The organism is Rhodanobacter sp. BL-MT-08, assembly GCF_054161255.1.
On sequence record NZ_CP167872.1, the window covers coordinates 680,401 to 703,803 of the forward strand.

Annotated in this window: 15 protein-coding genes; 4 read left to right on the forward strand and 11 right to left on the reverse strand. The window is 60.7% G+C overall.

Annotation, left to right across the window (positions count from 1 at the left end; all coding sequences use genetic code 11):
- Nucleotides 1–14: 14 nt before the first annotated feature.
- The gene (locus ACDK93_RS02725) at nucleotides 15–1,604 is read right to left on the reverse strand and encodes a tetratricopeptide repeat-containing sulfotransferase family protein (protein WP_458071055.1); all 1,590 of its coding nucleotides are present in this window, start codon (nucleotides 1,602–1,604) and stop codon (nucleotides 15–17) included.
- A gap of 260 nt (nucleotides 1,605–1,864) precedes the next feature.
- Nucleotides 1,865–3,169, reverse strand: a complete 1,305-nt coding sequence (locus tag ACDK93_RS02730; RefSeq protein WP_458071056.1) for an aspartyl/asparaginyl beta-hydroxylase domain-containing protein — start codon at nucleotides 3,167–3,169, stop codon at nucleotides 1,865–1,867.
- Between the two features lie 740 nt (nucleotides 3,170–3,909).
- On the opposite strand from ACDK93_RS02730, the gene ACDK93_RS02735 reads away from it, so the two are divergent.
- Entirely contained in the window at nucleotides 3,910–7,164 is a 3,255-nt protein-coding gene (locus tag ACDK93_RS02735) for a TonB-dependent receptor (RefSeq protein ID WP_458071057.1), read from the forward strand.
- Nucleotides 7,165–7,592: 428 nt separating this feature from the next.
- Here the strand turns inward: ACDK93_RS02735 and ACDK93_RS02740 are convergent, their stop codons facing one another.
- The 5 genes from ACDK93_RS02740 to ACDK93_RS02760 form a co-directional block, all read right to left on the reverse strand.
- A complete protein-coding gene (locus ACDK93_RS02740) occupies nucleotides 7,593–9,161 on the reverse strand; it encodes a sulfotransferase (RefSeq protein WP_458071058.1) in 1,569 nt (522 codons plus the stop codon).
- A gap of 17 nt (nucleotides 9,162–9,178) precedes the next feature.
- Nucleotides 9,179–10,078, reverse strand: a complete 900-nt coding sequence (gene grxD / locus ACDK93_RS02745; protein ID WP_458071059.1) for a Grx4 family monothiol glutaredoxin — start codon at nucleotides 10,076–10,078, stop codon at nucleotides 9,179–9,181.
- 106 nt (nucleotides 10,079–10,184) lie between these two features.
- Entirely contained in the window at nucleotides 10,185–11,042 is an 858-nt protein-coding gene (locus ACDK93_RS02750) for a UDP-2,3-diacylglucosamine diphosphatase (RefSeq protein WP_458071060.1), read from the reverse strand.
- 101 nt (nucleotides 11,043–11,143) lie between these two features.
- Entirely contained in the window at nucleotides 11,144–11,785 is a 642-nt protein-coding gene (locus ACDK93_RS02755) for an SGNH/GDSL hydrolase family protein (RefSeq protein ID WP_458072326.1), read from the reverse strand.
- A 47-nt stretch (nucleotides 11,786–11,832) separates the two neighbouring features.
- Nucleotides 11,833–13,110, reverse strand: a complete 1,278-nt coding sequence (locus tag ACDK93_RS02760) for an aminotransferase class I/II-fold pyridoxal phosphate-dependent enzyme (RefSeq protein ID WP_458071061.1) — start codon at nucleotides 13,108–13,110, stop codon at nucleotides 11,833–11,835.
- A 173-nt stretch (nucleotides 13,111–13,283) separates the two neighbouring features.
- On the opposite strand from ACDK93_RS02760, the gene rsgA reads away from it, so the two are divergent.
- The 3 genes from rsgA to ACDK93_RS02775 all read left to right on the forward strand — a co-directional run bounded on the left by rsgA (nucleotide 13,284) and on the right by ACDK93_RS02775 (nucleotide 18,722).
- Nucleotides 13,284–14,339, forward strand: a complete 1,056-nt coding sequence (gene rsgA / locus ACDK93_RS02765; RefSeq protein WP_458071062.1) for a ribosome small subunit-dependent GTPase A — start codon at nucleotides 13,284–13,286, stop codon at nucleotides 14,337–14,339.
- 265 nt (nucleotides 14,340–14,604) lie between these two features.
- Complete coding sequence (locus ACDK93_RS02770; protein ID WP_458071063.1) at nucleotides 14,605–16,005, forward strand: TIGR03013 family XrtA/PEP-CTERM system glycosyltransferase; 1,401 nt, start codon at nucleotides 14,605–14,607, stop codon at nucleotides 16,003–16,005.
- Nucleotides 16,006–16,298: 293 nt separating this feature from the next.
- A complete protein-coding gene (locus ACDK93_RS02775; RefSeq protein WP_458071064.1) occupies nucleotides 16,299–18,722 on the forward strand; it encodes a hypothetical protein in 2,424 nt (807 codons plus the stop codon).
- Nucleotides 18,723–18,835: 113 nt separating this feature from the next.
- On the opposite strand, the gene ACDK93_RS02780 is transcribed toward ACDK93_RS02775, so the two are convergent.
- The 4 genes from ACDK93_RS02780 to ACDK93_RS02795 form a co-directional block, all read right to left on the reverse strand.
- Nucleotides 18,836–19,903 (reverse strand): hypothetical protein, encoded by a 1,068-nt coding sequence (locus tag ACDK93_RS02780; protein ID WP_458071065.1) that lies wholly within the window; start codon nucleotides 19,901–19,903, stop codon nucleotides 18,836–18,838.
- The gene (nadE, locus tag ACDK93_RS02785; RefSeq protein ID WP_458071066.1) at nucleotides 19,900–20,886 is read right to left on the reverse strand and encodes an NAD(+) synthase; all 987 of its coding nucleotides are present in this window, start codon (nucleotides 20,884–20,886) and stop codon (nucleotides 19,900–19,902) included. The genes ACDK93_RS02780 and nadE overlap by 4 nt, the downstream gene beginning before the upstream one ends.
- A gap of 82 nt (nucleotides 20,887–20,968) precedes the next feature.
- Nucleotides 20,969–21,811 carry a peptide chain release factor N(5)-glutamine methyltransferase gene (prmC, locus tag ACDK93_RS02790; protein WP_458071067.1) on the reverse strand — a complete coding sequence of 281 codons (843 nt, stop codon included), beginning with the start codon at nucleotides 21,809–21,811 and terminating at the stop codon, nucleotides 20,969–20,971.
- A gap of 60 nt (nucleotides 21,812–21,871) precedes the next feature.
- The gene (locus ACDK93_RS02795; RefSeq protein ID WP_458071068.1) at nucleotides 21,872–23,365 is read right to left on the reverse strand and encodes a class I adenylate-forming enzyme family protein; all 1,494 of its coding nucleotides are present in this window, start codon (nucleotides 23,363–23,365) and stop codon (nucleotides 21,872–21,874) included.
- Nucleotides 23,366–23,403 lie beyond the last annotated feature (38 nt).

Sequence of the window (23,403 nt, forward strand, 5' to 3'; positions counted from 1 at the left end):
CAGCCATGCAATTTTCACCCACCTCTTTCACTGCCTGCCGCTGACGCCTCGATATTCAGTGCGGCGCGCAGGGGATCAAGCAGTGCACCGTATCGAGCCGCGCGGGAGGTATTGTGCAGCGGTCGGCGTACCTGCGTGGCACTGGGGGAGCGCACCTCTCTATCCGTCCTGTGAAAGTTCACGCAAGCCGATTCGAACGGAAGTCCACAGAATGTGAGCAGCCGCCTGATCTGCGCCTCCGGTTCTGCAAGTAAAGTTTCGTATTGATGATCGAAAACAGCGTTCGGATAAGCCGCAGTGGCGGCCGCAATACTGCGGTCAAAGCTGTGCCAGAAATTCGCTATATCGGCGAAAGAGCGCGTGTATTCGTTATTTGCAAGATGCTGGCGATAGCACGAAAAACACGTTTCAAGAGGATCGCGGCGGCAGGCAATAATGCGCGCCGCTGGCAACATGGCGCGAATGGCTCCTACGTACATCCAGTTGTTGAGCAGCTTGTCGATGAAAATGGGACGGTCTTTTCTCCAGCGTGCTGTGCGTTCGAGATAACGCTGGCCGAGCCTTTCCCAATCAGCGGGAACCATTGCGGGCGCCCACTTGGGAAATGCCATGCCCCTTCTGCGTGACTCTTCGTTGAGGACTAAAGGCAGGTCTGGAAGCTCTCCTGCTCCAGCAATCGACGAATGCGAAGCGAAGATCTGCTCAACGAGGGTAGAGCCGGAGCGGGGTAGGCTTGTGATGAATATCACCTCCTTTCCGAGATCTTTACCCGATCGACTTATCGGTTTTGAAAAAGCGTCGCTGATCTCCTCGACCGCATCGGAGAATTTCGTGGCATCCCACGCTTGCCTGCTGCGCGCCATCGCGTTGGCTTCGGCAAGCAGATGGAGTGACTCGGCATAGTTCTGGGCGTCTTCCATCGCTCTTGCCAGAGCAAAGCGGATGGCGATCAAGTCATCGACGGTGGCTTGGGGGTCTCCTAGTGCTGCCCTCATCTGACTCACGTCGTTCGCGGAGAACGGTTCGCCCCTTAGATCTGCCAGCCCCCACCAGGCGGTTCCTGTAGATGGCCGTTCGGCGAGTAATTTTTTGTACTCCGACCGGGCCTCATCGACCTGACCTTGCGTGCGCAACATATCCGCCAGCAGCGCCCGTGCATTCCAATGATCCGAAGCCAGATCGACTGCACGTTTGAGCGCCGATATCGCTTCATCGTTGTAGACAGACCGAGTCAGCATCACACCGAGGTTGTACCAGGCGATGGCCAGATCAGGCTTCAGACCACAGGCGTTCCGTAACGCCTTTATCGCCAACTCATAGTCGCCGGCAGCGCCAAGTAACGTGCCCATAGTGTTGTGATAGAGCGCGTTCTGCGGCTGCATTCGGATTGCTTTCTGCATGGTCCTGACGGACTGGGCATGTTGACCCCGCAGGCTCAACAAGCCTGCCTGCAGTCGAAGCACTTCTGGATGATCGGGGTGCTCGCTAGCCAGCGACTCAAGCTTCTGTTCGGCTTGATCGGCCCGCCCCATATGCAGCAACTCACCGGCCGCTTCAAGTTGCTGTAATGCGGTAACGCTCAATGTCGGCGACGGTGTATCCATGGGAACTCTCTTTGGAACAAAATGCAAAAGCGCGGGCTGACTCGCATTGGGATGTATCCGGGCCTGATTGCGCCCCCACCTAGGCAGCTATCTGAGTGGTCCCGAATATTAAGTGACTCAATCAGTAACGCTCCGTATGGCAATCGCGGGCTTTGACCCCTGATGCTGGAAAATTAGGGTGGCTTCGCAGTAGACAATTCATCCAATCTGGCTAGGAACTTGTCCTCGCAAAAAGATCCGTTCAGGCCGACAGACGGCACTTAAAGCCCCACTTCGCGATTCAGATCGCCAATCGCGCAGACGAGATCGGTTACCGCAGCACGCTCCGCCTCGCTAAGATCCGGATTCCAGCTATCGATGATCAGAACAACTCGCGTTCGATCGCTGCGATTCCATGCTTCGTGTTCAAACGTGTCATCGAACGTGACACATTGGCCTTGCTTCCATTCATGCAATTCTCCGCCCACGCGAAGCGCGCAGTCGCTCGGTACGATGAGCGGCAAGTGCGTCACTAGCCGGGTATTTGTAACGCCACGATGGGGCATGATGTGCGTGCCCGGACTGAGTACGGAAAACAACGTTTCCGGCGCGTGCTCTCGAATGCGCACCAGCGGCATGGAATCAAGCAGTTCAGCAGTATGTGGACACCGCTTGCAGTTTTCGTCGTAACGATTGCCATGACGATAGAAAAAGTAAGCGTCCCACGCCGCGGCTTGATCGCTTGAAGAGGTCAGTAGCACTCCCCCCGCGGAGGGCTGGCCGGACTGAAGAAACGCTTCCAGTGCTTGTGGCTGCTCCATGATTGCGAGTAACTCCTCCCGGACGATGCCGCTGGACGATTCCAGCTCTGCTTGCCAGTGGAATCGATCACGCGGATAAAACGGTTGCGAGGGAATCCCTGGAAAGTAGAGAAACTTTGGCTGCTGACGAAGATCGGGCAAGTTGGCCGGCTGCTCGCCAAGATAAATGGCCAGACACTGGCTGACACGCTTGAGCTCCGACAAGCCATAGCGTTGTCGCAGCGGATCCAGGACGCTTTCGAAAATCTGTTTTCTGCCGGCGTCGACATAGTCCATGGCGTATTTGACGCTCTGGCGCAGGGCCGGAGCGGTGGTCGCATCGCTCAGCCAGCGCCCCTGCGCCTGCGCATCGTTAATCGCGCGAAAATAGGCGAGCAGCGCTTCCGCAGGTTGTTCCAGCGCTTCAAGTGCAGTGGCGAGGCGCAATCGCGCCACAAACATCGTGGGGGATATTTGTACGGCATGTCGTAAACTTTGCGCGGCCAACGCAACGTTTCCGCATTCCAACTGTGCAGCGCCCAGGTGGTGCCAAGTCGCCGGGTCGTTCGGTTGGGCGTCCCGTGCCTGCGTCAACAAAGTTATGCCTTTGTCGGTATCACCGCGTGCAAGATGCTCGGCCGCCAGAAACTGGAGCGCTTCGACGTCCTGCGGGTTTGCATGCAGCAACCGCCAATACGACTGCTCTGCCAGGAGCATGTCCTTGTTTCTCGCATGCATCCGTGCCCTGTCCCGGTGCATGGTGCTGTCGGTTGGCGGGGTGTTCATTCTTGACGTCGAGACCGGAAGGCAACGGAGACCTGGGAACACGATTATAGGGTGCCGATTGAAGAGTCGAGGATTCTGTACTTCTGCGAACGGGCTGCCGGAAGTTCGAGCACGCGTCCGTCTCCCAACCCGAAGGCCTGATCAAGAGCTGCGAACGTGCTTCGCGCGCCCTGTCTATGGTGTAGGACCGCATCATTAGGGAGGCGAGCCGCGTCCTCCAACTGATCCGCGCTTCGTCTGGCGTTTTCAATCGCGTCTGCGCGGACCGCTGCCGGTTCGAACCGGTTTTAACGAAACGGGTTCTAGTTAGAGGCAAAGCTCGCCATGACGTTACCTATCTTTACAAGGAAAACCTCACATGAAAAGATTTTCATGTGAAATATATTGCGATTAACTTTCTTTGAAACTCCAGTAATTCAGCGCAACAGGCGCATCGGCTTCCGGTAAAATCAACATCTTGCGGTTTATTCGTAATAACGTGCGGCCACTGGTGCGTTATCCCCTTGTTGACTTTCTGTTATTCCAAAGTTTATGGTCGGGGTGTATTCAGATTGCTACAAGCGTGTGAAAGCAGAGCATCCGTAGCAGCTTTTTTGCACTACCCGCCATATGCCGAAAATATAGAAGTTTTGGAATTGGAGCTGGCGAATTCAGTCAGCGGCTGGCTATGGGATTGGCTTCATTTGCTGTTTTTTTAAGTGTTTTTAAGGGTCGACATTTTTGCCACTGGGGATCTATTGATGAATTCTAAAAAGCTGGTACTCGCATCTGATGGGAAGAGCGTTCGGCGTAACGGCGTCACCGTTCGTCATACTGCCTTGGCACTCGCAATTGCCGTAGGGTTTGGTATTTCGGGTCAGGTGCTTGCGCAGGCCACTACGGGATCGGTGTTTGGTACGGCGCCAGTGGCAGCCGGTGAGACGGTCAGGGTCGTTAGCAGTAGCACCGGATTGACGCGTGAGGTGAAGGTAGGCAGCGATGGTCGCTACGGTGCGAATCAGTTGCCGGTCGGCGATTACACGGTATCGCTGCTGCAAAATGGCAAAGTGGTGGCCTCACACGAGCATGTCCAGGTCAGCGTATCCGGCGGCACGGCGGTGCCATTTGCCGCTTCGGATCTTAGCGGCAGCAGCGTCAACGCACAGAATCTCTCGACTGTGACGGTGTCGGCGAACAAGCTGCCGCCGATCGATATTTCTTCCACGCGTCAGAATCAGGTGATCACTGCGGAGCAGCTGAAGACGCTGCCGGTGGCTCACAGCGCTGAAGCCATTGCGCTGCTGGCCCCCGGCACTAACCTGGGCGGTTCCACGCTTGGCTCGGGCCCGACGGGCGCGCCGCTCGTTTCCTTCGGCGGCAACAGCGTCGTGGAAAACGCCTATTATTTGAACGGCTTCAACACCACCGATCCGATCGGCGGTGCGGGTGGCATTTCCCTGCCATTCTTTGCCATCGCCGAACAGCAGACCATTACCTCTGGTTACGGCCCCGAGTACGGTCGTTCCACCGGCGGCGTGATCAGCCAGATCGGCCAGCGCGGCAGCAACGACTTCCATGCCGGCGTCTACGCGTCCTGGCAGCCGTCCTGGGCCGAAAGCAACTACGGCAACATCCATTACAACAATCCGCTGACACCCGTCGGTGCCATGGGCAATCCCACCGTCGGCTCTTATCTGGCCCCGAGCCAGGGCACCACGAACTACGCGCCAGGTTACGGCCAGATCGAAAACGGCCGCAAGCAGAACAGCGATTGGGAAACGGTGTACGACGCCTACCTCAGCGGCGCGCTGATCAAGGACAAGCTGTTCTTCTTCATTACGGCTGAGTGGCAGCACGACAGCAATCAGGGTGGCCTGGCGAACTACGGCATAACGTCACCGCAGGGTTTCTATCAATCGACGGCCCACATTAGCCCGAAGCTGTATGGCAAGCTCGACTGGAACATCAATGACAACAACGTGCTGGAGTTCACCGGCGTCCAGACCCAGCGCCAGGAAACGACCAACAACTTCTACAACTATGATTACACCGATCAGAAAGTCGGTTCGCTTTACGGGCCCGGCGTAACGACCAAGGATACGTACAAGGTCGGCATCCTCAAGTACACCTCGTACATCACCGACAATCTCACGCTTGAAGCGCAGTACGGTGTGATGACTGGGCAGTATTACTCCGGTCTGTCTGGCGAGAATGTGGCCCCGGTGACCTTCTCAGGCGTTCCTGTGCCGGCAGGTGTCAATGTCCCCAACCTTGTGGACACGACGATCGGCAATCCGGGTCACAAAACCAAGACCGAAAACCTGCGCGTCGACCTGGACTGGAAGGTCACGCCCGACCACGACGTCAAGTTCGGTATCGACAACGTGCAGTACCGTGACGATGACGACGGTACCTCGATTCTTGGTGGCGGCGCGTATACCTACGTCAATGCCATTCCATCTAGCTTCTCGAGCGCGCCTTTTGCCGGTAATCCTGGGCTCGGCAACTACGTCGTCGAGAACCTCGTGCAGCAGAACGTGACGATTGCGGCTCGCCAGAAGGCACAGTACGTGGAAGACAAATGGCAGGTTACCCCGAACCTGTTGCTTGACCTTGGCCTGCGCAACGACCAGTTCGAAAACCTTGGTCCCGCCGGTGTTGCATATGTTCGCGAAACCAGCCCGCAGTGGGCGCCGCGTCTGGGCTTCAGCTGGGACGTGTTCGGCGACAGCACGATGAAAGTGTTCGGCAACGCAGGGCGTTACTACCTGGCATTGCCGGCAGGTCTGGCCGCACGTAACTCCGCATTCGGCTCGATCAACGGCACCATCACGGGTACCTATACCGGCATTGATGCGAACGGCCTTCCGATCGGATTCAAGCCGCTTCCGCTCACGGCGCAGGCTCCGGGGACGCCGGTGGGTTATTTCTCGTCGGATGGTGAGAATGGTGTCCCGGGCAATATCAAGGACTATGCCTCGTCCAACCTCAAGCCCCAGTATCAGGATGAATACGTCCTGGGCTTCGAGAAACAGCTTGGCGATACCGGTCTGGTATTCGGTTCGCAGGCGACTTATGAAAAGGCCGGCAATCTGGTGGATGACACCAACGTCGTTGGGCCCGATGGCTTCGTTATTCCAGGCCTGGTTAATCCGGGGAAGACCAACTACATTCCGCAACCCGACGGCGCGGTCGTTTGGAATCCGAACACCGGGCAGGGAGTCTATACCGCCGGTCAGCCGTTTATCGGCTTCCCGCAGCCTTCACGCAAGTACTACGCCCTGGATACCTATCTGGAGCACACCTGGGACGGCAAATGGTTCGGCAAGATCGACTATCTGTTCTCCAAGTCGTACGGCAGCACCGAGGGTCCGACCGATACCGCCATCGGGCAGATCACGAACGCGTCGAACGGCGGCTTTTCCGGTTCGACCACGGCACAGTGGGATTTCCCGGATCTCATGGCGTACGCCAATGGTGATCAGGCCAATGATCATCGCCACACCATCAAGGCCTTCGGCTCCTATGCCATATCGCCGGAATGGATTGCCAGTGCCACCTTCATCATGCAGTCTGGTGCGCCGAACGTCTGCTTGAGTGGTTTCGGACCCACCATTTTCGAGGATGCATATGGTGGCCCGTATCAGCACTTCTGCGGTGGCGTGCCTAGCGGCATTTCGATGGTACAGGACCCGGTCACGGGAGCTTACGTGGGATACGGCGGCATGCCGTCCGCCCCGGGCGACAGCGGCCGTACGCCGTGGACCCATCAGCTCAACTTGAGCATTACGTACACACCGGACTGGGCGAACAAGCACCTCACCTTGCAGGCCGAAATACACAACGTACTCAACGAACAGAAGGCCACGCTCTACTACACCCAGTACGCCATTGGTAACGGCGGCGGTGCCGGAGGCGGCAACTCCGGAACGTTCCTGTATAACCCTGTCTACCACACCGCGGAGTCGACTGAGATGCCGCGCTACGTAGATTTCAACGTCAAGTACGACTTCTAAGTCATACCCTCCCACCTCATGCCGTCGCGAGCGGGGGCATGAGCTAACGAGATGTAAAGCGACAAGGCCGCTGGGTAACCGGCGGCCTTGTTTTATGCGTCCTCATCAGCGATCGAGATCCGGTGTCGCGACCTGCAAGGCACCATCAAAGCACCGTATCCATAACGTTCAGCCTGAGCGCGGCGAATTCGAGGGTCGGGAACGAGAGGTGGAGCCGAGTTCGGTTGGACCAAGAAAGGCTGGCGGCTTTAGAATGCACTCCATCATTCACGTGGGATCGACTCTGCAGACGCCGAATGACGATAAGAAATCTCGATGGCCACATCACTCATTAGTGTCCGGATCGACAAGCCCTGAACGGGCAAGCCATCCGACACCTGTTGCGCCGTTTTTCCGCTTCGAACATCTGCGCGCTTTGAGCGTGGACCCTACGTCCTTCGTGAAAGTGCCTCCTGCAGCGGTTGTAGCCACTGTAGATAGATTGCGCTGTGCGCCGTATCAGCGCGGATTGGTTCGCGCACTTGTGCTGCACTCGCGGTGCTGAGCACTTCCCGTCGTGTCTGGTGGGGCGTCAGGCAGGCGGGATCGAAAGGCAGGTTGCAGAAGGCGAGCAGTTGCCGGATCTGCGCTTCGGGTTGCTGTACTAGCGCTTCGTAGGAGAGATCCAGCACGTGCTGCGGGTAATGCGTCAGCCAGAGCGCGCTGAGGCGCTCATAGTCGCGGTAGTGCTCGGCCATTTCGTCGAGGTTGTAGCTGTAGTGCACGCCGTTGCGGAACAGCTGGCGATAGCAGGAGAAGCAGGTCTCTACTGGATCGCGGTGGCAGTGGATGATTTTTGCGCCGGGCAGCATCAGGCGGGCGGCGCCGAGCAGCGGCCAGTTGACGACGTTCTTGTCGGTGAAGCGCGGGTGGCGCGCGCGCCAGCGCGCAGTGCGCGCTAGGTAGTCCTGCCCCAGCCGGTGCCAGTCTTCGGCGGTGGCGGTGTTCACCCATTGCGGGAACGGCTGGCCTCGTCGGCGCGATTCGTCGTCGATGACCTGAGGCAGGTCGGCAATTTCGTTGGCGCCCTCCACCTCGGGATGGGTGGCGAGGATGTGTTCGACCAGAGTGGAACCCGAGCGTGGCATGCTGGCGATGAAGATGACTTCGTGGCCCAGCGTGGGGTTCAGCGGTGCGGGCAGCGGTCCCTGGAACGCTTCGACGATGCGGTCGATCTGCGCTCGTTCGGCGGCGGCGTCCCAATGTATCTGTCGTCGTTTGTCGGCGTTGGCCTGGCGCAGCGCATCGAAAGCGCCGGCGTAGTCTTGCTGGTCTTCCAGCGCGCGGAACAGGCTGAAACCGAGCATGACCCGCGTGTCGGGCGGCAGGTTGGGCTCGCCCAGGGCGCGGCGGATCAGCGCGATGGCGTCCGGCCCCAGCGGCTCGGTCTTGAGATTGGCCAGGCCGTGCCATGCTTCGGCGCGTCCGGGTTGCTGGCGAAGCACTTGCCGGTACTCGGCCACGGCGCGCGGGATGTCGCCCCGCATGGTGGCGATATCCGCCACGCCGAGGCGGGCCAGCACGTGCTGTGCGTCCAGTGTCAGCGTCTGGCGAAAGGCTTCATTGGCTTCGCTCAGTTGACCGCGTTCCTTCAACGCCTTGCCGAGGTTGTAGCGGAGCTTGGCCTGCTGCGGCGCCAGTTCGCAGGCGCGGCGCAGGTGGATCAGCGCTTCGTCGAACGCGCCGGCATCGTGCAGGGCGCAGCCCAGATAGGTCCGCATATTGGCGTCGGCGGGCCGTTGCTCGACGGCCTTGCGCAGCCAGTCGGCGGCTTCGCCGGCCTGGCCGCGCATCAGGCAGGTGATGCCGTAAAGGTAGCGCGCATCGGCCAGCACCGGGTTTGCCGCCAGCACCTGCTTCAGCAGGCGCTCGGCGGCTTCCAGCTTGCCCTGGCCGAGCGCGCGGCCGGCCTCCGCCATCCACTGGCTGATGTGGTTCGTGGTTGGGTGTGCGGACATGCAGCGGGTTCAGCCGATCAAGCCGAATGCCACGCTTCCATGCCGCCCGCCACGTTGTAAACGTTACTGAAGCCGTGCGCGGCGAAACGTTCGGCCATGCTCTGGCTGGAGATACCGACGTTGCAGATGAAGGCCAGCGCCGTGTCCTTGGGCAGGGCGGCGAGGCGCTCGTACCCTTCGTCTTCCAGCACGCGTGCCTGCGGCAACGGCGGAACGGCGGCGCGGTTGTGGGCCGGGCGCACGTCGATCAGGGTGACGTCGCCAGCGGCCAGTCGGGCCTTGAGCTCCTGCACGGTCAGCGATTTGATTTCCTGCGCGCCGGGAAACTTCAGGCTCAGCCCTTCGCCCTGCACGGTGGATACCCAGTCGATCACGATGCCTTTGGCGCGCTGCGCGCTGGCCGGATCGAAATGCACCTCCAGGCCGTTACTGTGCGACACGATGTCGTGCTCGCCGGCCGGCGCCAGCTGGAAGCCGGCGCTGTGGTCGGGGCCGATTTCCAGATGCAGCGCCACGCCTCGCGCGTCGGCGGTGCCCTGGCGGATCGCCTCGGCGGCGGCATCGGTGATGGTGATTTCCGGCGGCGTGCGGTCGGGCTTGGCGGCGCCAAACAGCTCGTGCAGTTCACCGCTGGTGTAGAGCTGACGGATGATGTCGGCGCCGCCGACCAGTTCGCCTTCGACATACAGCTGCGGAATGGTCGGCCATTCGCCGTAGGCCTTGATGCCTTCGCGGATTTCCGGGTCTTCAAGCACGTTGATCGTGTGGTAATCCGGCAGCAGCTCGTTGAGCATGTTGGTGGCGGCGGCGGAGAAGCCGCACTGCGGCTGGCGGCGGTCGCCCTTCATGAAGAGCACCACGCGGTGATCCTTGAGCACGGTTTCAATACGTTCGCGGGTGGCGCTGTCGAGGGACATGGGAGGACTCCTGTAGAGAGGTCAATGATCCCATATGGCGCCGCTGCGCAGCAGGTTCAAGCAGAACGACGGGTCAAGCCGGCGTTTCTGGTCTCGCTGGTTTCGTTTACGCCGCCGGCCGAAGCTGCTCCAGACTGCGCCGGCGTACCGACAGCGGCGCCAGGGCGAGTGCGGCCGCGGGTGAGGGTAGCAGCAGCTCCCGGCTGGCCCGCCCCAGCGCCGTGGGCTGCTCGCTCCAGTGGATCAGCTCCATCGCGCCTGTGTGGTCTTCGGTCAGCGCGGTGCAGTGCTCGACCCAGTCGCCGTCGTTGAGGTACAGCACGCCACCGATCTCGCGCACCTGGCCGTAATGGATGTGGCCGCAAATGTGCCCATCGAAGCCGCGTTCGGCGGCATCGCCGGCCACGCGATTTTCGTAGGCGCGGATATACGCCAGCGCCTTGCCGACATGCGACTTGATGATGATCGACAGCGGCACGTACGGCAGCTCCAGCCGGCGACGCACGCCGTACAGACGCCGGTTGCTCCAGCAGATGAAGCGGTGCATCGCTTCGCCCAGATGCACCATCCAGCCGCGGCCGACCTGCTCGGGGTCGAACTCGTCGCCGTGACTGACGTGATAGCGACGGCCATCCGCGCCTTCGTGGATCGCATCGAGGCGAATCTTTACGCCGCCGATGGTTTGCCCCGCCATGCCGCGCAGCGGGCAGTCGTGGTTGCCGGGGATATAGGTGACGTCGACGCCGCGCTTGGCCATGGCCATGATTTCAGCCAGCACCGCGGTGTGGTCCGCATGCCACCAGTGCCGGCGGGTCAGCGCTTCCATGTCGATGATGTCGCCGACCAGATAGAGCTTTTCGCAGCGCAGCTTGCGCAGAAAGTCGAGCAGGTAGCGCGCCTTGCAGTCGGGCGTGCCCAGATGCACGTCGGAGATGAAGGCGCTGCGGCAGATGAAGTTCGCCATGGCGAAAACTCCGGTAGTTACCGGGAGCTCAGTGTCGGGCCGTCAGGTCACCGCGGCGTGGCGAAATGGTTGCAGCGATGTTGCGGCGTGCAACGGCGGACTCAGTCGCGGTCGCGAAGCGCCTGCGCCGCCACTGGCGTGATCGCGTCCGCCCATAGCGCGTACTGCGCCGCGGATGGATGCAGACCGTCGTGGGCGACCAGTTCGGCGTGCTGGCGCGACAGCGCGGTGATGCTGACCCAGCGCGCTCCCGCGCGCGAGGTTTCGTCGCGTGCGATGGCGTTATAGACGTCCAGTTCGTCGGCGATGCGCCGAGGGCCGCGGGCATCGTCGCGCGCGAAGGGCGTGGTGCCCCAGTCAGGAATCGATACCACGATGACGTGCTGCGGCCGGTGGTCGGCCAGGGCGACCGCTCGCTGCAGCAGGTCACGAAAGGCCCTGCGATAACTGCCGGCAGAACGGCCGCGGTATTCATCGTTCACGCCGATCAGCAAGCTCACCAGCGCGTAGGTCGCATCGAGCTTTGCCTGATCCATGCCCGCGGAAAGCTCGTCGGTGGTCCAGCCGGTGACAGCGACGATGCGCGGGTCGTCAATCCGCACGCCGCGGCGACGAAGCCGCTGGACGAGCTGGACGGGCCAGCGCGCTTCGGCGGGCACCGATTCACCGATGGTGTAGGAATCACCGAGAGCGAGATAGCGCAGCGTTGGCGTCGATTGCGTTCCGGCAGCGGCGCCGGACATCGCTGCGGTATCGCCGTGCTTTTTCGTTCGGCGAAACTCGCTGATGCTCACGCCACCGCCGCTTCCGCGCGATGCGGCTGCTCGTCCGCCATCCGGCCCAGCACCCGTTCGATGCGCACGAACACTTCGCGCAGCTGCGCCGGTGGCGGCAGCAGGGTCAGGCGGAAATGCCGGCTGGCCGCGACGTTAAAGCTCGAGCCCGGCACGATCAGGATCGACTCTTCCTCAAGCAGGCGCAGGGCGAAGGCGTTGTCGTCGAAGCTCGCGATGCGGCTGGCGCGAATCTGCGGGAATGCGTACAGCGCGCCGCCGGGCGTGACGAGGTCGAGATAGTCGCTGGCCAACACGCCGTCGATCACCGCCTCACGCGCCTCGTGCAGCCGGCCGCCGGCGACGGTCAAGGCGCGGACGGTCGGCGCGTCCTGCAATGCGGGAATCACTGCCCACTGCGCGGGCATGTTGGCGCACAGGCGCAGTGCGGCGAGCAGCTGCAGCGCATCGCGGTAGGCTGACGTTCGCTTCGGATCGCCCGACAGGCTCATCCAGCCGACGCGATAGCCGCAGGCGCGATGCACCTTGCTCAAGCCACCGAAGCTGATGCACGGGAGCTCGCCGGCGACTTCGGCCAGCGGCTGAAACACGGCGTCGTCATACAGAATTTCGTCGTAGATCTCGTCGCAAAGCAGCAGCAGGCGATGCCGTGCTGCTACCGCCACCAGCTGCTCCAGCAGCGCGCGCGGATACACCGCGCCGGTCGGGTTATTGGGATTGATCAAGACCAGCGCGCGGGTTCGTGGCGTGATCAGCGCCTCGATTTCTTCCGGGTCGGGCAAATGGCCGTTGGCCGCCGTGCACCGGTAATAGCGCGGTCGACCACCGTTCAAGATCGTCGCGGCACTCCACAGCGGATAGTCGGGGCTGGGCAGCAGCACTTCGTCGTCGGTCTGCAGCAGCGCGCGCAGGCTGATGTCGATCAGCTCGCTGACGCCGTTACCGATGAAGATGCGCTCCGGGTCGACGTGGCGTGCGCCGCGGGCGCGCTGCTGTGCGGCAATGGCGTCGCGCGCCATCTCCAGGCCCTGCTCATGACCGTAGCCCTCGCTCTCATGCAGATGGCTGGCGATCGCCTCGCGCAGGTGCGGGGGCGCCTCGAAGCCGTAGCGGCTCAGGTTGCCGATATTGAGCTTGATGATCTCCTGGCCGGACGTTTCCATGTCGCGCGCGCGCCGCGTCAGCGCGCCGCGGATCTCGTAACGCACGTCGGTCAGGTGAGAACTGGGCGCGATGGCGCCGGGTGTGATTGAACCGCCTGTCTTCGAAGCCAACGCCGGAATCCTTCATCGCAATTGCCGGCGCGGTGGCCGAAACGGTGATGCTAGCAGTGCGCAGGCGCATGGTGCGAGGCCGATCAGGGCCACGCAAGGGCAAATCGCGGTTCACGGACGGGCCATGGAAAGGCAGGGCATAATCACGGCACCCGTGCAGCCAGATCTCCCCCATGAGTGATGCCGAATCGATCGAACGCCTGCGACGCATAGGCTGGCGCGGTGACACGCTGCCCGGCAACGGCCTGCGGCTGGCCCGCGTGGTGGCGCAGCATCGGGCCGGCTACGAGCTGCACGACGGCGAAACGCTGTTCGGCGCACAGCCCGACGGCCGCTTCCTCAAGCGCGGCATCGATCCGGGCGAGCGGCCGGCCGTGGGCGATTTCGTCGAAGTGGCTGACGGCGCGCCGCCGCATATCGTCAGCGTGTCGCCGCGTCGCACCGTGTTGTCCCGTGCGGCAGCAGGCGAGCGCTACGAGCGGCAGATCATCGCGACCAATATCGACTACGTGCTGGTGCTTACCGGACTGGACGGCGATTTCAATCCGGCCCGTATCGAGCGCTACCTATCGCTGACCGAGGATTCCGGGGCGCAGCCGGTGGTGCTGCTAAGCAAGCTCGATACCCGCGACGACGCGCAGGAGCAGATCGACGCCCTGCGCGCGCGACTGCCGGACAGCACGCCGATTCATCCCCTCAACAGCAAGGATCCGGCCAGCGTGGCGCTGCTGGCCCAGTACCTGAAGCCGGGCGACAGCGCGGTGCTGGTCGGCTCGTCCGGCGCGGGCAAATCCACGCTCACCAATACGCTGCTCGGTACCGACCGCATGGCGACCGCCGAGGTGCGCACGCACGACAGCCGCGGCCGTCACACCACCACGCATCGCGCGCTGCTGCAGTTGCCCAGCGGCGGCTGTCTGATCGATACGCCCGGCATGCGCGAACTGAAGCTCACCGGCGAAGAAAATCTCGACCTCTTCGCCGATATCGAAGTGCTGGCCGAAGCCTGCCGCTTCGCCGACTGCGGCCACGGCAGCGAACCGGGCTGTGCGATCCAGGTCGCGCTGGACACCGGCGAGCTCACGCCCGAACGCTGGCGCAACTACCTCAAGCTGCACGACGAGCGCGAGGAGCAGGCAGCGACGCTGGAGGCCAGGCTGCGCCGTCAGCGCGGCGGCCGGCCGATCGAGCGGCCGCACGGGCATCGTGGGCAGCGCGATCGCGATTGACTTGACCGGAATCGCCGAACATCGGCGAGCGGGCTAAAGTGTCAACGAGTCCAGTGCGGGTGGCGACCGCGCAGTCAAGCCACCTAAGCAGCGCTCGATGCGTGTTGAGCGCGGCGCGATTCATCTGAAAATGTGATGAAGAAATATTGTAAGTGTCACAGATATAGTGTAGTAATCGTCGGCCCAGGCGCCGAATAACGAACCAGCGAAGCGTCGAAGAGCCCCTCTTCCGAGCGGGCGTGGGCCGTGTGTCGGGGGGAATTGTATGCTCCGCTTTCTACGTAGGCAGGCCAGTCGCTGGCTATTGTTACTGATCTCGGTCGAATTGCTGCTGCTCGCGGCTGCGCTGAATCTTGCGATGTACCTACGGTACATCGGTCAGCCGGCTGATCTCGCGCTGTTTTCCCGATATCTGCCGGAGCGGTCGCTGGCGTTCGCGGTTGTATTGCTGACGGGCATGGTGGCGTTAGGTCAGTATCAGTCGCACATGCGCACCAGCTGGTTTGGGCTGCTGGCGAGGCAGGCGGTAGGCTTTGTGCTTGGCTGTCTGGGTCTGTTTGTACTTTATTACCTTGTACCCCAGGCTTATGTGGGCCGCGGGGTCATGAGTATCGCGCTGGTACTCGGCTTCATCTTCGTTACCGTGTTTAGAGCTGCTTTCATGCGGCTGCTGGACAACAAAGTGTTCCAGCGACGCGTACTTGTGCTGGGCGCGGGGAAGCGCGCGGAGCAGATTCACAACCGGATGCGCCGGCAGTCGGATCGGCGCGGTTTCGTTCTCGTGGGATTTCTGCCGCGACCCGGCGAAGCGTTGCGCGTACCTACGCAAAATCTGGTCAGCCCCGAGGTCTCGCTGCACGAGTGGGTGCAGCGAGAGCGTGTGGATGAGATCGTGGTCGGCGTCGATGACCGCCGCGGCGGGTTGCCGATGGAGGAGCTGCTCGAGTGCCGGCAGCTCGGCGTCGACATCACGGATCTGGCGACTTTCTTCGAGCGGGAGTCGGGGCGCGTCCAGTTGTCGCTGACCGATCCTTCCTGGCTGGTGTTTTCTGGCGGATTCGATGCCACGCCGCTGCGGCGCTTCAGCAAGCGCTGCTCAGACCTGCTAATAGCCGCTGTGGTTCTGCTGCTGACCTGGCCGTTCATGCTGATGGTTGCGCTGGCCATCCGGCTGGAGTCCGGCGCCGGTCAACCCATCCTTTATCGCCAGGAGCGCGTCGGCGCGCGCGGCAAGACTTTCAGCCTGATCAAGTTCCGCAGCATGCGAACCGACGCCGAGCTGGATGGTGTTGCGAGGTGGGCCAACAAGGACGACGATCGAGTCACGCATGTTGGTCGCTTCACTCGCAAGGTGCGCCTCGACGAGCTGCCGCAGCTTTGGAACGTACTCAAGGGCGAGATGAGTTTCATCGGGCCCCGCCCCGAAAGGCCTCAATTCGTGGTCGATCTCGGCAAGAAAATTCGTTATTACGAGTTACGCCACTGCCTGAAGCCGGGCCTGGCCGGATGGGCGCAGCTGCGCTATCCCTACGGGGCCTCGGAAGCAGACGCTGTCGAAAAGCTCAAATACGACTTGTATTACGTCAAGAATCACAATCTCATGTTCGATCTTTTGATTTTGATTCAGACGGTGGAGGTTGTTTTATTTGGACGGGGGGCGCGTTAAAACCATTTTTCGGGCGTACTATCGCAAGTAATCGCCGGGAAGACGATGCTTTGACCACGGTTGGGGCGAATGTCCGCGATGCCAAGTTGAAACGGGGCCGCGATGTCGCTTTTCCATCGCACCAGCAAATCAGGCTGGTGCGCGGTAGCCTTAGAAGCGGGGTTTTTATGCGTTGCCTCAGTGCAAGGTTTGCGAATCGCGGCTTGGACATGCTCTCGGTAAGCGCCGTTTGCCACCCGTGGCCTGCCGTGGGAATAGCAAGAGGAACCATCCGTAGAACATCAAGGCGCCGGTTGGTTGAGCGTTTCCGTTGGCCCTTGGTAATGCTATTTGCCTCGCTAATGGTCCTTTCTCCACTATCAATTTCCGCGCAAATGAGGTCGTTATCTTCAGCGGATGCGGCCAAATCGAAATACCCTACAGAAAATCCGTCACTTGCTGGCGCCGCCAATCCTTTAGCCATTTCTCTGGCGTCCCACCCACGCCTGATTCTAGATCCTGCTACTTTGACCACATTGCGTCAGAGAGCTGCGGCCAACTCTGTTCAGTGGCAGGTGCTGAAATCTACCTGCGATTCCTACATCGGCGGCAATGTCCAGTATCCGACTGGCGACGCTTATCCGGATTTACCCAATCTTGGTCAGGGATACCAAGGCGAAAGCTATCTGCCCGCTCTCTTGGCTGAAGGCCTGTGTTATCAGGTGCTTAAAACAAGCAACCCTTCGGCAGCCGCACCCTATGGCGCAAAGGCGGTCGACATCCTGCTCAAGATGTCGACTCCCTTCACGTCGACCGGAAACCAAGGTGAAGATCCCTGCACAGATGATGGCTATGTCATTCGTTTCTACGGTGTTGGTTTCGGGCTGGGTTACGACTGGATTTACGAGCTGCTGACCGCAGCGCAACGCGCTCAGATATTCACCACCGCCAACGCGTGGATCGCAGCGTGGGAGCAGCCCGGTGGCTGTGCGGGTTTTGAATACGAACATCCGCAAAGCAATTATTTTGCGGGCTACTTTCACGCGAAGGCAGCTATCGCGCTAGGTACTTATGACGAAAATCCGCTTGGGCCCACGCTGTGGAACGATTGGATAACCAATCAGTTCGCTTTGCGAGTGCAACCCTATTACGCCACGCATCTTGCTGGCGGCGGGTGGCCCGAGGGTTTTGCGAACTATGCCCCTCTGGGCATACTCAACATGAGCCTGCCAGCCCGCGAGGTGAAGACAGCCACTGGACTGGATCTGATCCACGCAAGCGCAGCCTATAGCTATCCGCTGGACGCCGCCAACTACGCGATGCACTTTACCTGGCCGTCGCTGGGCTACTTCGATGACCGCGACACCAATCATTCCAATTCGGACGCGCAGCCACCGGGAACAACCCAGTCTTCGATGTTTCAGCAGGTATTGGGCGAGCTTTATTACTGGAATTCCCCGCTAGCCAGCGTTTTTAACCAGTACCGATTGTCGGTCAACACTGCCACGGCAAACTATGGTCAGGGCGATCCCTGGCTTGTTTTTCTGGAAGTGGCTCCCGGCGCACCCGTAGCTCCATTGAATACGCTCCCATTGTCCTATTTTGCTACCGGGATGGGCGCAGTGGCAGCACGTTCGAACTGGACTACCGGGGCCAGTTGGATGTCATTCCGTGCCGGCCCTTACGCGAACAATCCCGCCCAGGGTGAGGAATACTTTGACCAGGGCAGTTTGGCGCTCGTCCGAGGCGGCACACCGTTGCTGCTGAACGCAACCGGCTGGGCAGTGCACAACCCTGGGGGGGCGGCGTCAGAAAACGACGTCTATAACGACAACTACGGTGACTTCAATCCGAATAACGGCGGCTCCAGTAATCGTCGGCCATACAATATCTTTTTCGTGCGACACATGAACGGGGCGGCGGTCGCCGAAAGATTTGGTCAGGCGGCCTACACCACAGAAAATGACGGCGTGCGTACAAAAGTCACCGCTTTTGAAGACACCTCAGATCATGTCTACGTGTTGGCAAGATTTCTCAACGATATGTATCGCAAGTTTGCCGCTGGACCTTCGGTTTCAGGTTGGGCACGCCAGATCGTCTATCTTCGACCGAATCGCTTTGTTGTGTACGACCGCACCTCGATAGGCAGCCCGAGCTACGACCAGTTTCTGGCTTGGCACTTCCCGTCCAATCCGGTCAGAGGCAACGCGGTGGCAGGAGCAAATAGATTCGATGTCACTTACAACGGTCAGTACGCCGGGGCAATGACAACCGTACTACCGGCTAATGCGAATGCCGCAACGCTAACACTTTACCCAGATATCACCCCGTCGAATTTCTGGGAAATTCGCGTACGCCCTCCGAACACCAACACCAGCCAGCAATGGATAACCGTGTTCGACCTGTCCCCGTCTTCGTCCCAGGTCGCGGCTTCGAGTCCAGTCACTGTGACGGCAGGCGGTATTGTCGGCGTGCAGCTCGCTGCCAGCGATGGCAACAGCGTCGTGGTCAGCAGTGTGGGCGCGGCCGGTACGCCGATTGCCGGCAGCTTCAGTTATCGCGTCAACTTTGTGCCGGCGCGGCACATCGTCACCGATCTGGCGCCGAGCACTGGATATACGGTGACGCTGTCAACGAGCGGTGGTGCCGAAACGGTCTCCATCAGCCTCGGTGGCACGACGATGACCAGTCCGAAAGGGGTGTTGGATCTCAACATCAATGCATCAGGTACGCTTTAGCTATTGCCGAGCCGCTGCAGCGCACGACTGCCTGTTCGTGGCTGAAGGCAGTTTCATATCCGTCGGCGCGAGCGCGTGACCGCCTCGCCAGGGGCATTTGCGCCAGTGGTGGGCTACTCGTCTTCGTCCGCCGCTGTCAGATGAAGATCGGTGATATGCGCGCCGTCTTCGGTCAGGTGGCGGCCGATAATCGACCTCAGCGCTCGTTCGGTAAAGCCCGCAGCCAACCAGCCGAAAAGTTTGTCTCTTGCTGCGGCATATTCAACGGATACGGCTGAGTGTGTGCCCGAATCCAGCCGCGCAGCGCGCAATAGCACCTCGATCTGTGATCTGGGCAGACCGCGTGCCGCATCACGCGACCAGAAGTCGCGGACGTGCATCGTCGTGCCCTCGACCTGACAGGCAAACCAGGCCACCAGCGGGCCTGTACGTTGCTCCCGCAGAAAGAGATAGCGTGTTGATGTCCCGGGGTATTCGTCAAAACGCCAACGAAGAAAGGTGCAGTCACGTATGGCAAGCAGCCCATGGCCATGCGGCGATTCCCGCCAAAGCTCATCCATGGCTGGGTCGACGCGATTGGTCCACTCGGTGATCAACCGACTGCCGATCTGCACGCGCATCCAGCGCTGCGTATCCAGCAGGCTGTCCATCAACCAGCCGATCGGGCGCGCGACCGCCTGAGGCACTATTCGGCCGAGATACGTTCCGTGTCTGAGGACACGCGAATAACGACGCATCTGCCCGATCACCGGGAAGCCGGCGCGCTTCGCTACTGCAATGGATTTTACATTGGGAAAGCCGTACAGCCAGTCGAACCGGTCAGCCGCCGCATCCAGCAGCTTGGCCTGCAGCTGCAGGACCGGGCCAAGCGTCCTGTGCTGCAACGTGATTGCCATATCGGCCATCACTCCTGCACGGATTTCGCGACCTTGCCAAAGCATGCGCCGATGTCCTGTCGCAGACGTTCCGACGCACACGTTGGTTGGCCTGTGATCGATCAAGGCGAGCAGTGTCGGACCACCAGGGCAGCGCTGATGAAACCATTCGTACTTTGCCGCATGCCCTCGGGATTCCTGCGAAAGCGCACCTTGCCACACCGCCAGCACCAGTTCACGATCGCGCGTGGCTTCGCCGATACGGGCCGCATACACAGATGGCGCATCAGCGCTTGTCGCTGTCACTCCGCCGCATCCGATGAGCCATCGCCGCGCATCAGGATCGGCGCCATATGCAGGTAGCGCGTGCTGCGCCGCTTGTTGCCAATGTCCTCGTAAACCGAACGTGCAGCCTCTTCGCTGATGTGCAGTGCCCCCGCCAGTTCAGTGGCGGGTAGTGCATGCTCAACCGCCCACAGTGCAAGGTCCATCGACTGCCAGGGCAGCGCGAAATAAAACTCATCCTGGCCTTGCGCTAGGCTGTAGGTGTCGGTTGTCGGCGCAGCCGTAGCCACGCCGTCCGGAAGTCCGAGATAGCGCGCCATGCCGTATACCTGTGTTTTGTAGAGGTGCGCGATTGGTTTGATGTCGGCCGAGCCGTCGCCGTTCTTGACGAAGAAGCCCTGATCATATTCCAGCCGGTTCGGTGTGCCCACGACGGCATAGTTGAGCCGATCGGCGTGGTAATACTCAATCGTCTTTCGCAGCCTTTGCTTGAAGCTTGTTGCGGCGACGATTTGCAGATAATCGGCAAGGCCCAGAGAGCTCTCGTGCATGGCGCCGTCGGGAGATTGGGCGATCAGTTGAAAATGATTGATGCGTCCATCTTTTCCTCCAGCGATGGCAATCTTCACGCGCCATCTGTCGTCGTACTCCGGCAACAGATGGCGGACGGCTTCATCGCGCGCTGCATAACAGCCAATAGCCGACAGTGCGGGGGCGATATCGAATGTTTCCGCACGTACGCCGAGATGCTTGGCAAGTTCGCAGGCTCTCGTCGCGCTGGCCTCCGCCGAGTCTCTTTCCGGAAGAATCAGCGTGAATACGCGTTCGGCACCCAGTGCGCGCACTGCCAGCGCAGCGCACACCGCACTGTCGACGCCACCGGAAATAGCGACAACCAATCCGCGTTTGTGCAGCGTGCGCGCCATCGCCTGACGCATCTGCAAGGCGATGTCATCTGCCTCGCGTGCGTAATCGATATCGAGTACCGCCGAGCTCAGGATCAACTGATTACCCCCAAAGTAGACATCCGGTATTGCGCGCGGCTGAAACCGTAAACAGACAAACCAGTTCGCTGCGTGGTGGCGATCAATGTCGGCGGGCGATGACGACCCGAACCGCACCGCTGCGATCCGCCAGGCCGCGGACCTCTCGAAACAAATCGTTCTTCTGCAGCCGCTTGACCAGAAGCGCTCCTTGTCCGAGCCCCACTTCAAGAGCCAGCCAGCCACCGGCGCGCAGAAAGCGCGGCGCATCCTCGATCAGTCGCATAAGAATAGTCACGCCGAATGGCCCGCCATCGAACGCGAGCCTCGGCTCGTGCCCGGAGATCTCGTTGGCCATCTGTCCGACCTTGGCCGTGCAGATATACGGCGGTGCGCAGACGATCAGATCGGTGCGCTCAAGATGATCAGACGTTACCAGTGGCGCCATCAAATCACCGGTGTAGAACGCCACCCGCTCCTGCAAGTTGAGATAAGCGCCGTTGCGCCGCGCGAATGTGATCGCCTCGGCGCTGAGATCGGTCGCGGCAACGATCGAGGTTGCCACATGATGCGCGATGGCAAAAGCGATATTGCCCGAGCCGGTGCACACATCAATGACGCGCGGCGTAATCGATCGCTCGCCGTGCCGCAGCAGATCGAGGCAGGCGAACACCAGCTGTTCGGTTTCCGCCCGGGGAATCAGTGCCTGCGCACTGCTGAGCATATCCAGGCCCATGAAGCGCTGGCGGCCGGTGATATGCGCCAGCGGCTCACCGGCCAGGCGCCGGCTTACAAGATTTTCCAGCCGCATTGTTGCCTCGCCCGGCCCGAGCCGGGGTAGATCCCCTTGCATCGCAAGTGCCACGGACCGTGGTTCGCCCGATGCGGCGAACCAGAGCGCACGCAGGGTGTTATCAACATTTTCTTCCGGCTTGTCCGGCAGCAATGCAAGGCCGGCGGCTAGACGTTCGTGCATGCACTGGTAGAGGGCGCTCATGCGATGCGCTCAGCCGTCCATAAGCCCCAGCAGGGCTGACTTGCTGACCTTGCCGGTGGTGGTTCTTGGAAGATCCATACACAGCACGATCTGCTGCGGCACCATGAAATTCTCCAGACAAGTAATGCATTGGGCACGAATCTGCCCGGGGCTTAGTGATGAATCGTTCTCCAGCACGACATAGGCACGGATTGCCTGGCCGAGAAGATCATCCGCAACGCCCATTACAGCGACTTCGCGGATTCCGACGATGCCAAGCATCGCATTTTCCACCTCGACCGGGCTGACTTTCTCGCCGCGCGTCTTGATGATTTCGTCGCTGCGTCCGACAAAGTACAAAAAGCCATCGCTGTCCATGCGGAACTGGTCCTGTGTGCAAAGTATGCGCTCACCTGGCAGCTTGCCGGGACGCAGCATTTTTTCGGTCAGATCAGGGCGATTCCAGTAGCCCAACATCACATGCGGTCCTCGCACATGCAGAATTCCTATTTCGCCCACCGGCGTGGCGCCCCCGTCCGCATTCAAGAGATAGACCTCGGTCCCGGGTATCGCCTTGCCAACGGAGCCCGGCCGCGCTTCCACCAGCTCCGGCTCCAGATAGCTCACGCGCTTGCATTCAGTCAACCCGTACATCTTGTAGATCAACGCGTTCGGAAAGATTGCCCGCAGTCGCGTCGCCGAACTGTCGGCAAGCGCCGCCGCGGTATTGGTCACCCTGGTGATGCCCGCAAAGAAAAGCGCTTCGCGCTGATAAGCGGAAATCAGCATCGCGAAGATGGTCGGAACGCCGGGAAACACGGTGACCGCGAACTCTTGCATGCGTGCGAACACTTGCGCGGGGTAGGTGAAGGATCGCTCCAGCACCAGCGTCGCCCCGAGCTGCACGGACATCAGTAGTTGATACAAACCATAGTCGAACGAAAGCGGCAACACGCACAGGATGACGTCGTCGTTATCCAGCCGCAGGTACTCGATGATGCTTGCTGACGCAAACAGCATGGACTGGTGCGTCTGCATCACGCCCTTGGGCTGGCCAGTGCTGCCGGAGGTATAGATCAATGCAGCAAGATCCAGCGCGATCGTGCCCGGCCGGCGGGCCAGTGGCGGCGTGTCACGAATTACGTCCTCAAGCTGATCGATGCCGTACCCGGATGGAAATTCACCGGAGCTGATTACGTGGATCGGTGGCGAAAATTTATCGAGCAACGGTATGAATTCTTTCGAGATGTGACCGTCGGTCAACAGGATGCGGGCACCGCTGTCGTCGAGTATGAAGCCCAGCTTGTCGCGCTTGGTCTGCGGATTGATCAGCAGCATCACGGCGCCGGCAAGCCACGCGGCATAAATCGATACGACGCAATACCAGCTGTTGTCCATGTAGATGGCGGCGCGCTCGCCGCGTCGCACGCCGCGCTCGTCAAGCGCAGCGGCAAGCCGCAAGGCACTGTTGAGCAGTTCGCCATAGCTACGAGCCCGGCCTTCCACGATGACGGCCGATTTCATTCGAAACGCAGGATCGCGGCCCCGTGCCAGCAAGCTTT